The organism is Bacteroides cutis (genome assembly GCF_900241005.1).
GTDB lineage: Bacteria > Bacteroidota > Bacteroidia > Bacteroidales > Bacteroidaceae > Bacteroides > Bacteroides cutis.
The window spans coordinates 61563-76802 of sequence record NZ_OEST01000004.1 but is presented as its reverse complement, the minus strand read 5'-3'; the positions used below and the strand labels follow the sequence as shown (position 1 = coordinate 76802).

Annotated in this window: 7 protein-coding genes; 2 read left to right on the top strand and 5 right to left on the bottom strand. The window is 43.9% G+C overall.

The features are described 5' to 3' along the window. Window positions 1–65: 65 nt before the first annotated feature. The 5 genes from C1A09_RS09970 to C1A09_RS09950 form a co-directional block, all read right to left on the bottom strand. Complete coding sequence (locus C1A09_RS09970) at window positions 66–977, bottom strand: nucleotidyltransferase family protein (protein ID WP_101543591.1); 912 nt, start codon at window positions 975–977, stop codon at window positions 66–68. Between the two features lie 145 nt (window positions 978–1122). Beyond that, complete coding sequence (gene tamL, locus C1A09_RS09965; RefSeq protein WP_101543589.1) at window positions 1123–3477, bottom strand: translocation and assembly module lipoprotein TamL; 2355 nt, start codon at window positions 3475–3477, stop codon at window positions 1123–1125. Window positions 3478–3510: 33 nt separating this feature from the next. Beyond that, entirely contained in the window at window positions 3511–8064 is a 4554-nt protein-coding gene (locus C1A09_RS09960; protein ID WP_101543587.1) for a translocation/assembly module TamB domain-containing protein, read from the bottom strand. Between the two features lie 500 nt (window positions 8065–8564). After that, on the bottom strand, window positions 8565–11912 hold the full coding sequence (locus C1A09_RS09955; RefSeq protein WP_180949207.1) for a glycoside hydrolase family 2 TIM barrel-domain containing protein: 3348 nt from the start codon (window positions 11910–11912) through the stop codon (window positions 8565–8567). An 11-nt stretch (window positions 11913–11923) separates the two neighbouring features. Then, window positions 11924–12826 (bottom strand): metallophosphoesterase, encoded by a 903-nt coding sequence (locus tag C1A09_RS09950; RefSeq protein WP_101543583.1) that lies wholly within the window; start codon window positions 12824–12826, stop codon window positions 11924–11926. Between the two features lie 324 nt (window positions 12827–13150). Between C1A09_RS09950 and C1A09_RS09945 the strand changes: the two genes are divergently transcribed. Both C1A09_RS09945 and C1A09_RS09940 read left to right on the top strand, forming a co-directional pair. Continuing rightward, a complete protein-coding gene (locus C1A09_RS09945) occupies window positions 13151–14206 on the top strand; it encodes a porin (protein WP_101543581.1) in 1056 nt (351 codons plus the stop codon). 149 nt (window positions 14207–14355) lie between these two features. Further along, window positions 14356–15201, top strand: a complete 846-nt coding sequence (locus tag C1A09_RS09940) for an exodeoxyribonuclease X C-terminal domain-containing protein (protein ID WP_101543579.1) — start codon at window positions 14356–14358, stop codon at window positions 15199–15201. Window positions 15202–15240 lie beyond the last annotated feature (39 nt).

Here is a 15240-nt window from a genome sequence, read left to right as displayed (position 1 = left end):
CAGGCAAAATATTTATCTTCACCACACACCACCGTAGCAGGAGCATGTGAAACGATTATACAGCTTTAGAAAAGTTTAGCAGGATATTCTCCGGCATCCACCAACGCCTGGATTTTATCGACCACACTTTGACGATCTTCAGGATAAGTTACACCGAACCACTTACTGTTCGTATCAAGAACTTCCACTGTGGCAGTACCATCGTTAATCAACTTATCAACCATCAATGGAATAAAGAATTCACTCTTGAGATTTTCCATATTCTTCGGGTCACTGAGGAATGTCTTAAAAAATTCCTGACTGTAAGCGAAATAGTCGGGAGTAAAGCCCCAGAAGTTCATGCTGACCGGAGTAGTGTCAGGAGTAGATGTCCACTCACCGTTATCATCAATATACTTCACCTCTCCATCCATACGTTGAATTTTGGTACGTTCTACAACAGAGGTCAAGAGATTATTGGCATCTGTTCCACAAAGGCCACGAGATACAGTACCGCTCTCACTCAATGTATTTCCAATACGGAAACCTACCATAGAATATACATTCTTTGAACCTTCGGGAAGTGCGGAAAGGAATTTACCCATTACCTGAAAAGAATCACGGCCATAGAAATCATCGCAGTTGATAACGGCAAACGGTTCTTTAATTACATCAGCCCCCATCATTACAGCATGGTTGGTTCCCCAAGGTTTGGTACGGTCTGCCGGACAAGTAAAACCTTCAGGGAGAGCATCCAACCCTTGGAACACCATTTCACACGGAATATGACCTTCGTATTTAGAAATAATCTTATCACGGAAATCTTGTTCAAAATCTTTACGGATCACAAAAACGAGCTTACCGAATCCGGCATTGATCGCATCGTAAATGGAATAATCCATAATAGTTTCACCGTTAGGACCCAGACCGTCCAACTGTTTCAAGCCACCATAACGGCTACCCATACCGGCAGCCAATAAGAATAAAGTTGGTTTCATATTAGTTATTATTTAAAAAGGTTAGTTCATCATAGTTGATTACGTTGGCAAATGTACAAAAATTAAAATCAGAAGAAGGGAATTTTAGTTCATTCTTTGCTACAATCGTACAAAAATAGATATTATCACTTCCACTTTTAACCCATCAGAACGGATAACCGATAGCGAAGTGTAGCGCCAAGCTATCCTTGAACTTTGGAATATTGTAATATCCCGACTTACCGGTATCATACGGATCATGCAGACCGATACCTAAATCCAGACGGAAAACGAGAAAATCCAAATCATATCGTAATCCCGTACCCGTGCCCAGAGCTATCTGTTTCGGGAAATTCTTTAGAGTCAGTTCACCACCGGGCCGCGCTTCATCCTTACGCATCAGCCAGACATTGCCCGCATCCAGGAATACCGCTCCATGCAGGTCACCGAGAATACGGAAACGATATTCTATATTGGCCTCCATGCGGATATCACCCACATGGTTAATAAAGGAATACTTACTCTCTTTATCCGGCACATATCCACCGGGACCTACACTACGCGCCGAGAACGCACGAATACTATTGGCACCTCCGATATAGAACTGCTCGGTATAAGGGGCAGCCAACGCATTTCCATACGACCATATCACCCCACCCGCAATACGGGAAGCTATCATTTGGTTCTTGTCAATCTTATAATGATAACGGAACTCACTGTTCAACTTCAGGAATTGCGCAAAAGGTACCCCCATCAATTTTTTATCTCTCTCGCTGAAAGGTTTACCGAATATACGATAAATACATGAAGTCAGATTACCTGCCGAAGCAAGCGTAGTCTGCCACCAGATAGGATTACGCACTTTACGCAAAGAGGCATTGTCATATGTATAAGTATACTCCATGGCAGGAATAAACTGATTACGCAAACTTACATAGAGCGCAGGATTATCATCCTGTAACTCCTTAAAAGCCTCGGTTGGATTACGTAGTACATTGAAAGTCAGCTTAAAGGGTGTAAAGCTATGTTTACTCGTAGGCTTCGGCTGAAAATCGTATGTAGCATTTCCACCGAACGCCAGTAATTTATAATACTTTGCACGGTTCAACTGGTCGACATACAACTTGAAGGTCGTAGTAGCCGGGAAGTCATACTCCTTATCTCCAAAACGGGGAAAGACGACACGAGGGAACATCAATGAGGTAGAAAGTCCCAACTCATAGCTGTTCATCAAAGAAGAACGGTCTTTACCCGTCTGCCACTCATACGAACCGTCCAGTTTTACATTCCACGACTCACCACCTCCAAAGACATTGTTCTTGGTTACAGTAAACGAAGCTCCCGGTCCAGTCTGATTATTACTTTTCATCGTCACGTTGAAGTCCAGTTCGGCATCGTATGGCTTATCCAGTGCAGCACGGATATTCAAATCGAGCGTATCGGAAGCGAAAGTCGTGTCGCGCGGTGTATATTGCATTTCAAGATAACGGAAGATACCTACATTGGCTAAACGTTCCTGTACACGGGTCTGGCGATACAGACTATATAAATGTTCCATGGAACGGCGGCGAGACATACCTGTACTATCCTGTACCTGGCGTTTCGACCGATAAGCCTGATAATCCAGCCAACGGTAGAGCATATTGGGACGGACACGCAACTTATCATGATAGTAAATGCGCAGTCCCTTATAATCCAAACTGTCATTAGGTTCTTGTCCCTGCTTTCCATAAAGATAAAAAGCCCTGTTACCTACATAAAACGGTTTTTCCGCCACAGCAGGCATACCAGCAACGGGTACCATCCGCATAGTGACATGACCGCCCGGCACCATAGTGGTATCAGCCTGATAAGTCAGGTAATCGGGACGGAAATAATAACAACCTACGTTACGCAACAATGTACTGATACGAGTACGTTCACCATCCAAATCCGTCACGTTAAACTGTTCCCCCGGACTGATAAGCGAACGGCGCCGGCTCATCTCCATGATACGCAGGGTACGCTCTGTAAAACCGCGATAATAGACGGTATCAATAAAATAAGGGTTTCGCATATCTACCGTATATTGCAGCTTCGCTTTCAATGAATCCTTTGGATCGATAAAGGTCTTATAACTCACGGTTCCATTAAAGTAACCGTAATCACGCAACAAGTTTGTAGCCGCCTTCTCACGGATATCGGGGTTCACTGTCGACATGAGTACCGGCTTGGCAGCAAAACGGTTGAATATCCATTTACCGAAACCTTTCTTGTATTTCACAAAACCGTTATACACCCACAATCCGAGAGGGAATGGATAACGTATGGTCGAACTACCCAGTAAAGCGTTGTTCGGTGCTGTAGCCAACGCAGCTTCCACTTCCTCCATAGCCGTTTCACCTACCGGCGTCTCACTGCGGTTTTCCACTATCATCGGTTTCTGCCCGATATAAAGTATTTCTCCTTCCGGCAGATGCTTGGTAGTGGAACAACCTGCCAGAAATATCAATCCTATAATATATAGTATCAGTCGTTTCATATCGTTTTTTCGCTTTATCACTCTGTCACCTTATCACTTTTCATCTTCCGCCACCGTCACCTTATTACTCTTCTTTTTCCTGAAGATGAAAAGTTCTCCCAAACGATCCGTCTTACGGCGTAGCACAATACCCACACCCGTCTCGGTAATTTCCCCGTCGAGCACACTTTCGTAATTCTTGTTGTGGAACACACGTACATAGCGAGTACCTGAAGCATCCAGCCTGTATTCCAATGAAATATTATCAATGAACGATTCGGCATCGTTCGTGGCATTGGCACCCGTAGACACTTTACCACCGATAACTATTTGTACACGATCATTGAACAGGCGTTGCGAATAGCGGAAACTATAATCGGTCTGTTTGTCGCCCGTTTCGGCAGAAGTACGGTCTTCCACCCCCATCGTGAAGTTGGCATTCACACTCTCCAGAGCAGACCCTGCCAAAGAGTTAATCTGGCTTTGCAGTACACTATTCAGCGCACTACCCATACTCAGGCCACCACCTTTCACGCCACTGTTCAGATAAATTCCCGTAGCCAGCATAGCAATAGCCTGCTTACTACGCTCTTCGGCTCCCATCGCCTGCAACTCATTTTCAATGGTAGCATCGTCCGGAGCAGCGATATCGAATACCAGTTCAGGCGCTTCCAGACGATTTTTGATGGCAATGGACACATCAAAGTTCACCATGCGCGATCCTCCGTCTCCATCAGACACAGAAGAACGCATGCGTTCCGTCGCTTTCAGGTTAATCGTAGGATTCATCGGATTACCCCGCCAATCTACATAACTGCCACTATTAATCTGGAACTCCTTCAAAGGGATGATAGGCAATGAATACTTCATGACACCTCCCGAAAGCGTATAGCGCCCGGTAAGGCTCAAGTCTCCCTGTGGAGTATATTGCATATTCAGGTCACCGCCACCCTCCAGTTCCACAAACTTGCTCCGGTCGGGACTAAGGTCGGCACGCAAACGTACGGCATTGTCTATATGTACGGACATAATCATATCCATACCTCCCAAGGACATGGCAGGAGTATCATCAGCATGTACCGATGTAGTATCCGTGAAAGAAGTAAAAGTTACCAGTCCGCTTAAACGGTCTTCCACTGTCAACGGAGAGTCCGTCAAGACATATGTCACATCCGTATTACCCAGTAAGTTCATGTTTCCACGCATATTCAGGGCATCCAGCGGACCACGTATCGCAGCGTTCAAGTCTACAAAGACCTTACCGTAAATCAGACTTTCACGCGTACGCGGTGCATCAAGCAAAGTATAGTTTTCCGCCAGTAGTTTCAAGTTCGCCGTGGGGCGTTCCATATTACGGAAATCGATCTTACCGTCAATCGTGAACGGATTTTTACTGGTAGTATAAATAGCAAACTTATCAAATACCAGTTGATTATCCTTGACACGAACCGGACGGTTGTCGAATAAATAGCGGGCTCCTGCCTGACGGGCATACACAGATACGCTATCGAATGTTATATCACCGTTCACCACCGGTTTTTCCAACGGTCCGTAGATGTACATCCCGCCATCGATATCTCCCGAAAGCGAAACCATCTGGTCGGGAATAAAGGCATTGGCTATTCGCATCGGGAAGTGTTCAAAGTTAGTGGTAACTTCCAGTGTATCCTTACCATTGGTTTGTGTCAGTATACCATCGGCGGTCATCACTTCCTGGTTATCAAAGCTAAAATAAGTATTCAGATAATGCGCTCCCTTATCACCGGGCAACCAGGTAGCACCCAATCCGATGTCCCCGATAGGCTGGCGCTCATACGTCAGTTTCTCTACATTGGCTTCGGTAGATACCTGCAAGGAAGTAGCCGTCTGTATATATTGGGCTTCCACCGTAAACAATCCTGTCAAGCGAGGCATATAGGGCAATACATCACTCAACTCTCCCAGTTGCAAGCGGCTCAGCTCCACATTCATATTCTGCAAAGAGATGCTATCGTTCTTATCGGACTGCATCCGGAAACACAATCCGTTGTCGCTATCCATATCCACATTGGCATAAACCCGCATATTCTTATGTAGATATATCCAGTTGCTGTTGTCTACAAAATGGAACTTACGGAAAGCGATAATAGGTTCGGCAGGCGTCAAGCTGAGCAACACACCGTTGCCCTGTCCATTCCCTTCGGTCAATGGGCGGGCATTGACTCCGAAAAGTACACCGGTCTCCCCCTGTCCGTCTACATAATTCACGGTCAACTCGGCATCTTCACTGCGGATTTCTCCTGTGAGCGTACTGCGAAATACAAATTGCGGATTTTTCGGTCCATTAATCACCCCCCCTTGCAAAGCCATACGAGTGGTGTCTTGCTTGATAGCCAAGAAAACAGTATCAAGTTGCAGCGAGTCCATACGCAAACCGTGAATAGCAGTCCGTCCATTGATACCTCTCGTCGGGGTAGATCCAAAGCGGAGCGTGAAATCATTGAATGAAATGTCTTTAGTCTTCAAAAAATAACTCACCGGATTTTGCTGCTTTGCCGTCAACTGCATACCTGCCGATGGAAGCACACGACGCAAGGCGGCATGATCAAGCCGTTTCTCGTCCCACTGTTTCATCAGTATGGTTACAAACTCATCCGATTGTTCCAGTAACTTCTTCAGAGTACTACGAGCACGGAATTGAAAATCCATATCACCTGCATCCATCTTCAACTTAATGGAATCATGACGTGCCTCCGCCCCCAGACGAAAACCGAACGGATGTTCCAAAGGTTTCGGTGCTATGCCCAGTTTATGCAAATTCAGGTTTTCTACATTCATGTCCAGCTTACCATCCATGTACTTTCTGTCAAGACGCATATCTGCATCCGTCTGCATTTTCAACAGGACATTATCACTCGTTAAATGTATCGTTGCCACAGAAGCCTTTAATCCGGCAGTCAAATCTACGCCCGATACGTTCCAACGGGCATATTGCAGTTCATCAAGCTTGGCTTTCAGGTCTGCAAACGTCCGGCGGGAAGTTATATCTACCCCCTGCCCTTTGGCAGCGATATTTGCCGAAAGTGTATAAATAGAATCTTTGGGCAGGAAATTATGAAGTTGCAAGGAATTGATATTGAGATTGGCATGATAAGCTTCGGTAGACAAATGGTAGGCGGCATCCAAATCCAGAGAGCCTTCACCCTCCTTTATCTTCAAAAGAGCTTTGCATTGCGAGCCTTCCACTCCCAAACGTGCCACCAGCCTCATACTGTCCGGCACCACGATAGAACCGTCAGGAGTCAGCCCCGTCAGTCCGGTAAGGAAATTCAGATCTTGCGTCTGCATTTCCAAGTCCAGTGAGCCACTACGTGTCAGACTATCCGTCAGGTTCCAAAACTCGCCACCACCTTTCAATGAGAAAGCGCCGGGTAGATCGGCCGAAATACGGGATATCTGCATCTGCTTCAGGTTTCCTTCCGTACCGGCACGAATTACCAACGGACGGAAAGGATAGGCATCTTTAAAAGTTTCGGGTAGTCCACCGGCAAAGAGCATTACGTCCTGTTTGCCAATATTGGCATTGAAACGTGCAGTCAAACGTCCGGTTGTGGGTATATCCACCAATTTCCAATAGGTCTGCGCAGTCAAGTCCATGTCACTGTGAGGAGTTTTGAGTTGCAGATAAGGAACACGTATAATGGTTGAATCGGCAAATAGACGTCCGGTCAATGAGGTTACGGTCAACCCGGAACGGTCGTACATGGAAAATTCCCGAATGACAGCATTCATGTTACGTCCGTAAGTCATCACAGAGTCTATACCGATACGGATATCCCGCAATGCAATGTGCGAGGCATCAAAGCCTTCGGCAGGAACAGCCGTGCCCGAATCGTAATTGACAGTAGAACCTGAAAGCGTAAACTTTCTCCACCCATAGAATTGACGTTTGAGGTCGGCATTCGCATCTTCAATATTCGCATTTCCAATATGAGCCGCCAAAGCCATGGAGTCAAGCGGCATCTGTAAATCTACTGAAACATTCTTCAACTTTAAGTTATGCAGGGCTATCCGCCAGTTCATGGCGGTTTCAGTGGTATCCTTCGGAGTTTCGGTAGTATCGGCAAGCATCACTTGCATGTGGGTATCACTTAGTTCCACACTATTCAATACAGCATCTTCGTTTTTCAAATCGACACCATGGCTCTCAAGGAAGAAACGTCCAAGTGTACCTTTAATATGCATACCTTCCAACAGGGTGGAAGAATTAACGGCAACTTGTTGCAGAGTAACGTCATCGATCTCTACCCTTCCTTTCAATAAAGGCCATGCTTGTACACGTACATTCAGTCTTTCCAGACTCAGTAACGTATCGGGATGTTGCACATCCACCGCACTGTCTGCCCGCTGTACCACCTGTACGCCTCTTACAAGCAAGTTCAAAGGGAAACGAAGATCTATACGCTCTACGGAAATATTCATACCCGTAGCATCGGATGCTATTGCCGTGGCCTGTTTCCGTATAAAATTCTGTACGGGAGGCACGTAAAGCAATATCATCAATATTACAAACAGGATAATAGGAGTGAGCAACACCCAAAGTGCTCCCTTTAACCATTTTCTTCTCATTGGAACGTTAAACTGTCATCTATTAAAAGTTGTACAAAGTAAACAATTTATTTCGACATAAAGTTCCTAAAGAATAAAAATACTGTGATATCGGATGGACGATACTACATCCGGCGGCGGAACATACGTATTTCTTAAATACAACACCATTGTTTCTTCACATTAACCTCGCAGTTCTCTCTGTTTATTCCCTTATGTTTGTTGTGTTAATGTTCTATATTTATAAAGGGACCACGACCGTGAATCGATATGTTCACATCTGTAGACAGATCGATCCACAATAGTGAACAGATCGATCCACTATTGTGGATCGATCATAAATATAGGACATTAACACAACGAACCTAAAGAGTTAACCAAAGAAATCAACAGGGTCAACAAAAGAAATGCAAGGGACTACCGCCATTAGACATCGGATAAAAAAGAAAGCGTGCCGAAATAGAAATACTTTTATTATTCTATTTCGACACGCCTTCTGCGTATCTAAACCAGCCGGCTGATTACATCGGCACTATCGTAAATCCCCATTTATATTCCCGGTTGGCAGGAATCAAATATTGAGGATCGGGTTTTGCCCCCCAACTGTCATATCCACCGAGCCCCATCTGCTTCATATCAACACAGACTTCGACGAAATCCCTGGGAGTGATATCATTGATATGCGTTTGGCGTGGCTTGATGTTTTTAGCGGTCGAGATATCATGTTTCAGTTCTTCCGCATTGCGGTTGTTCCACTGGTAATCTCTGTTTACGGCATTCTCACTGTCGAAGTCTTCAACAGAATTGCGCAAGGCATTGAACCCTACCGTGTTATCGGCATAAATAGTAAGCCCCTTACCGCTCTTCTTACCTACAGACAACCAGCGGGTATCGGTATGATGGCCGTTTTCCTGCGGACGTACATACGGGAAATACATCTGATCTGCCGTATTCTTGTAAAGATCTACAGTGACACCGGAATTGCGGTCAATATAATTCTCCTCAGGACCACGTCCGAAGTAAGTAACCTGGTTCATTTCTGCCGGCAGGCGGAAACGGATACCGATACGGGGGACAACCAAGTCAGAAGATGTCTTATGCATGTCTTCATTGCCCGGAGTGTAAGTAGCGGTTACCGCTGCTTCCGAAGCTTCTGTTTTAGCAGCTTCAAGACCGGTAGGAGTAAACGTATAATCAGCTTTCACTACTCCGGAAGGATGGATGCGATAAGTCACGATGTAGTGATTGCCGGCAGGCAAAGCGTACTTAACTGTCAGCACGGCATCTTTATCATCCTTTCTGACATCAGCTTCCGCCACCTTGAAGTCTTTACTCGACTCTTTCCAGATTTGCAAGCGCTTGGGTGCCTGATTACCATAATCGTTATCAGTCGGTGCACGCCAAAAATTAGGCTGAAGACCAAAACCATCCTTGAAGTACTCCGTGCCGTTCACTTTATAAGAAGTAACCATCCCGGTAGCCTTATTAAACACAAATTGTACTTTGGAGGAGTTAACTTCCAAAAGATTATCTTTATCGCTGCAATTCAAAGCGGCACCCTCAACTTTGTAGGTACGTGCCAAAGGTTCTATGGGCAGACGGAACTGCTCTTTCGCAATCTCATAGCCTACAGGTATAAGCGCTTCCGGCTCGGTAGTCGTCACCCTGAATTCAACAAAATACTCGGTCCCAACTTTGGGCTTCAATCCACTGACATTTACATTCAGTGTTTTACTTCCCTGTGGCTCGATATCCAAAGAGATTTTACCGCCACGGATAGTTTTGGCATTCTCTTTCACCTCGTAATGTATCTGATATTTCTTCAGGTTCGTAAAATAGAAACGGTTCTTAACGGTAAACTTACCATTCATCAGATCGTCAGCTTCAAAAGCAATGTTCTGATGCGCATATTTCACTTCGTTGTAACCTGGATGCGGGGTACGGTCGGGACCAACAACCCCATTGCAAAGGAAGTTACCGTCGCTCGGCATATTTTTTCCGAAGTCCCCTCCATAAGCCCAATAAGGACGACCGTTTTCATCTTTCACTGCAATACCCTGATCTACCCAATCCCAGATATATCCGCCTTGCAGGTTGGGATATTTGTAAATTGCTTTCCACTGATCCCAAAGGCTACCGGTGGAATTACCCATAGCATGTGCATATTCAGACGGAACCACCGGACGGTCGCTACCCTTCTTACCAATGCTTTCCAACCAGCCGGCCGACGGATATTGCGGAACATACATATCGGAGTTCCACTCCCATTGCGCACGCTCGTAATTTACCGGACGGTTCATAATGTCCTTATCCGCATTTTTCACCCATAAATAAGTCTGGTAGAAGTTATAACCGTTTCCGGCTTCATTGCCCAACGACCAAAAAGTAACGGAAGGATAGTTCTTATTACGTTCAAACATATTAGTGGTGCGATATATATGGGGTTTCAGCCATTCGGGATTGTTGCCCAACGAACCACCCTTACGCAAATCATAGTACATACCATGACTTTCAATATTAGCCTCATCATAAACATACAAACCGTATTCATCGCAAAGCTCGTAAAAACGACGGTCTTGCGGATAGTGACACAAACGGACCGTATTGATATTGGCACGTTTCATCAATTCAAAGTCTTTACGCATCAAGTCTTCGGTCATATAATGTCCCGTTTCCGGATTGTGCTCATGGATATTAACCCCTTTCAGCTTCAACGGTTGCCCGTTAATCAAAAGGACAACATAGTTCTTTCCATTTGCCGATTTTTGGTCTATTTCCTTAATCTCTATCCGACGGAAACCTACATTATAAGGCACTACTTCATTAACTTTTCCATCTTCTCTGACAGTCATCACCAGTTTGTAGAGATTGGGAGCTTCTGAAGTCCAGGTCTGTACATCCGGCAACTGCTGGTCAAAGTTCACCGTTTCCTTTTTACCCGATTGAACGGCAACATTCTTTTCTGCCGTAGCAACAACTTTACCCGAACGGTCAATCAGCTCATAGCCAACAGTCAGCTCCGCATTATTATTCTTGTGGTTCTTCAGGTCAATAGCCAAACGGAAAATACCATTCTTGTAGCTGTCATCCAAAGTAGAAGTTACCCGAAAGTCGTTTATAGATGCTTTGGGTTGAGAATAAAGAAATACATCACGCTCGATACCACTCATGCGCCAGAAGTCCTGGCACTCCAGATAGGAACCGGTACTCCAGCGGAAAATCTTCAGAGTAAGCACGTTCTCACCCGGTTGCAGATATGGGTTGATTAAGTACTCTGCCGGATTTTTGGAATCCTCGTTATAGCCTACCTCTTTCCCATTGACATATACGTAGCAACCGGATTTAGCTCCGGCAATATGCAAATAAACATCACGTCCGTCCCAATCAGCAGGCACAGTAAAGTTTCTGCGGTAAACACCTACCGGAGTTTGTTCCGGCAATAAAGGAGGTTGTGGCTTATAAGGCATAAACTCATAGCCATGGTTGGTATAAATGGCAGTTCCAAACCCTTGTACTTCCCAGTTTCCCGGTACTTTAATGTCGTGCCAGCCAGAAGTACTTACCGAAGGATCGGTAATGTTCGCAGGAAGGTCTTTGTAACCATCTACAAAATAGAATTTCCAGGTTCCGTTCAATAATTGGTAGTACGGGCTGTTCTCAAACCGCCCAGTCATTGCCTGAGAACGGTCTGCATAGGTCATAAAAGAAGTACGAGGATATTCAGTATTTACTGAAGTGGTCTGAATGTCCTTCCAGTAGGGCAATTCACTGTTTTCCGCCGATACCTTCTGAGAGATACCCATCGTAGTTGCCACACAGAGCAGGCAACTCACTAAGCTTGCGGGAATGTCCAAAAATCTGTTTCTCATAAAAATCTATACTATTGGTTATTAGAATATTTAAACGAACGGGATGGAACTCTTCCGTAACCTCTCACCAGAATAGAATCCCGGGTTATCTCTACAATGGAATAGGCATTCTGATTCTCCGTTTCAACCATTCCTTCCTGCGTAATCATAGGAATACCCTTATAGTAACCAAATGCTCCGGCATGATGATGTCCCGAGATAACGGCCTTTACGCATGAATAACGGGATATGGTTTCCAGTATTTCCACATTGTTCAAAGCCGTAAATTCACTGAACGGATAAAAAGGATGATGTGAAAACAGCAGCACGTTATTCTTATTCCCTTCACACTCTGCCAGCAGGTGATCCAGCCATTCCATCTGTTTACGGCTGGCACCTCCGTTCCACCTATAACCTTGTTTTCCTCCTGTCTGTTTTATCTTATCCAGCATTTCGGTCAACTCTTGTTCTTTCTCTGTTCCATTCACATTAGCGTAAGCAGCAACTTCATTGGTATTCAGCATAATGAAAACCCAGTTTCCTTTCTTAAACCAATAATATTCAGAAGGCATGTCCAATTGCCGATAAAGCACGGAATTATCAGTTACTTCTTTATAGTCGTGATTCCCCGTAATGTGATAAACCTCATTATTCAAGCGACAAAGATAAGATTTTATTATATTCAAATCATTATTCTTTCTATCAATTATATCGCCCAAATTGATAGTGAACTGTACATTTTCTTTATTGAAACAATTTATACAAGTATCAAGCTTCTGTAACGCCTCTCTATAAAACCGCATATTCTCTGAAGGACAATCCGCATATTGCGTATCGGCAAATATGCCGAATTTTAAGATCGGCGTGTCATCTCGTACCGATGTACAACTCCACAGTAAACTTATACATATAAACAATCCAAAAATATTCCTCATGATACTTTATTACTTAATATATATTCAAGAAAAGTTACAATAACCCCGTGTTGCAGACTCAAATTACGGAAATTTCCGGCATTTGCCAGAAACATAGAGAACAGGAGAAGAAATAAAAAGAGTATTTTATGTTTCATCAGCATTCTTTTTTATACAGATGCAAAAATACGAAAAAAGAATATCGTTTTAATATAAAAGAAATGTATATTATAAGTCTTGAAAGGAATTCTACAACATGTGTAACAAAAATGAAACATATATGACATAAAATTCTAATACCTGCTTCCGACCTTTGCGTCCTAAATTTACCGACAACAACAAATTATGAGAAAAAGCACATGGATACTGCTCATCGCTCTGCTGCCACTCGCTGCGGAAGCCCAAAGTTCCTACAACAACGAGGATGGAAAGAAAATCGAAAAAGGGAAATTGGAAAATAAAGATTACTGGCCGGAAATACACGGAACAATCCGTTCCAAGTACGAATACCAAACTACCATGAAGGCCGGACGCTTCGAAGTGCGCAACGCCCGTATCAGCGTAACAGGAAATGTACTGCCGATTGTAGCCTACAAAGCCGAGATTGACCTTTCGGACGAAGGGAATATCAAAATGCTGGATGCATACACAAGATTATTCCCTGTCAAAGGTATGACAGTTACCGCTGGACAGATGCGCGTACCTTTTACTATCGATGCTCATCGCTCCCCGCATCAACAATATTTTGCCAACCGTTCATTTATTGCCAAGCAAGTGGGTAATGTACGCGATGTGGGAGTTACTTTAGGATATACTTTTCCTACCGATATACCTATCACCGTAGAAGGTGGACTTTATAACGGTTCGGGACTAACCAATCAAAAGGAATGGCATAAGGAAGTGAACTATTCCGCCAAAGCGCAATTTTTTCCCGTTAAAGGGTTGAACCTTACCATGAGTGTACAGAGTATTCAACCGCAAGAGGTACGTGTACAATCCTACGACATCGGAGCTTACTATGAGTTCGGTCATTTCCACGTTGAAGGCGAGTATCTTTATAAACAATATTCCGATAATGCATTCAGAGATGTACAGGCAGTAAATACTTTTATCAATTACGATTTGCCGTTGAAGAAGGTGTTCAATAAAATGTCTTTCTTGCTTCGTTATGATATGATGACAGATCAAAGTGATGCAAAAACCACCGATAAAGAAACCGGCGCATTAATCGTCACAGATTATAAACGTCAACGGTTGACAGGCGGAATTACATTCAGTCTCAGTAAAGCATTCTGTACTGACTTACGATTGAATTATGAGAAATATTTTTATGCTAAAAACAGCATTGCCAAGGAGTCTGAAAGAGACAAAGTGGTGGTAGAGTTGATGATGAGATTTTGATTTTTTAAATATATTCAATCTGTCAAAATCATATTGGCATTTGTACATACTGGGAAAATACCCCCAAATAAAAACAGGCAGCAGAAAGTGCCACGTAAACTTGGTGGATTGGAACAGATTTCCTATATTTGGTATATATAAACCGAGGTATGGCAAATCCGATTCTTCCAGGTATATCCATTGTCGAGCAAGAGTTGTTGTATCAAAAGTTAAATGAATACAACCTTAAAAAGGCCTCTTTCAAAGAGGCGGGTGCCTATCTTGTGGTATTACCCCGACCTGAACGGCCCAAATACTCACTTTGGATTTATTTTCCTTTACACGGACGGCAATCCATATTCTATATCTTCGACCTCAGTGTAGATATACACGAAACATTGCGAATGGCAAGCAGTCTATGTTACTATTCTTCACGTCCACTATTGTTAGTAGAGTATAATGCCAAACGAATGCAAAACAAAGGAGATGATATAATCTCTTTTGGGAAATATCATGGACACTACCTCCATGAGATTATGCAGATTGACCCGTCCTACCTATCATGGATAGCCTTCAAGTTTACTCCACGAATTCCCAAACAGGAACGTTTTGCAGAAATCGCTAAAATATATTATTCAGTGTATCTCGACATTCTACAACGGCAAACCCAAAAACCTGTTTCCAGTCGTTTCCTGGGCAAGGAGGGAGAAAAAGTGGAAAATTTGACCCTGACTGTTCTTAGCGTACGGCTAGAGGACGATCCATATAAAACACAAGTCAAGGGAACAATTCCCTATTTCTACGTACGACAAATATTGAAATTGAAAGATGTTTCCGGGAATATCGTCACTTTACGGATAAATGCACATACAGCCAGTCAAAAGTCGTGCCAGCTACCTGCCGTCGAGCATGCCTATCAAGCGGGAGATACGATACATATAACTTCTGCGCGAATTGCACGCACGTATGTAGTAGGAAACATCAAGTACACTCGCTTGAATTATGTTAAGTTCTAACCGCAGTAACATTAAGAGACCAACAGTATCAATGTACAA

What these genes read in the sequence shown, in the direction of transcription:
- C1A09_RS09970 (WP_101543591.1), bottom strand. Translation starts at nt 977, where the DNA reads ATGAAACCAACTTTATTCTTATTGGCTGCCGGTATGGGTAGCCGTTAT.
- tamL (WP_101543589.1), bottom strand. Translation starts at nt 3,477, where the DNA reads ATGAAACGACTGATACTATATATTATAGGATTGATATTTCTGGCAGGT.
- C1A09_RS09960 (WP_101543587.1), bottom strand. Translation starts at nt 8,064, where the DNA reads ATGAGAAGAAAATGGTTAAAGGGAGCACTTTGGGTGTTGCTCACTCCT.
- C1A09_RS09955 (WP_180949207.1), bottom strand. Translation starts at nt 11,912, where the DNA reads ATGAGAAACAGATTTTTGGACATTCCCGCAAGCTTAGTGAGTTGCCTG.
- C1A09_RS09950 (WP_101543583.1), bottom strand. Translation starts at nt 12,826, where the DNA reads ATGAGGAATATTTTTGGATTGTTTATATGTATAAGTTTACTGTGGAGT.
- C1A09_RS09945 (WP_101543581.1), top strand. Translation starts at nt 13,151, where the DNA reads ATGAGAAAAAGCACATGGATACTGCTCATCGCTCTGCTGCCACTCGCT.
- C1A09_RS09940 (WP_101543579.1), top strand. Translation starts at nt 14,356, where the DNA reads ATGGCAAATCCGATTCTTCCAGGTATATCCATTGTCGAGCAAGAGTTG.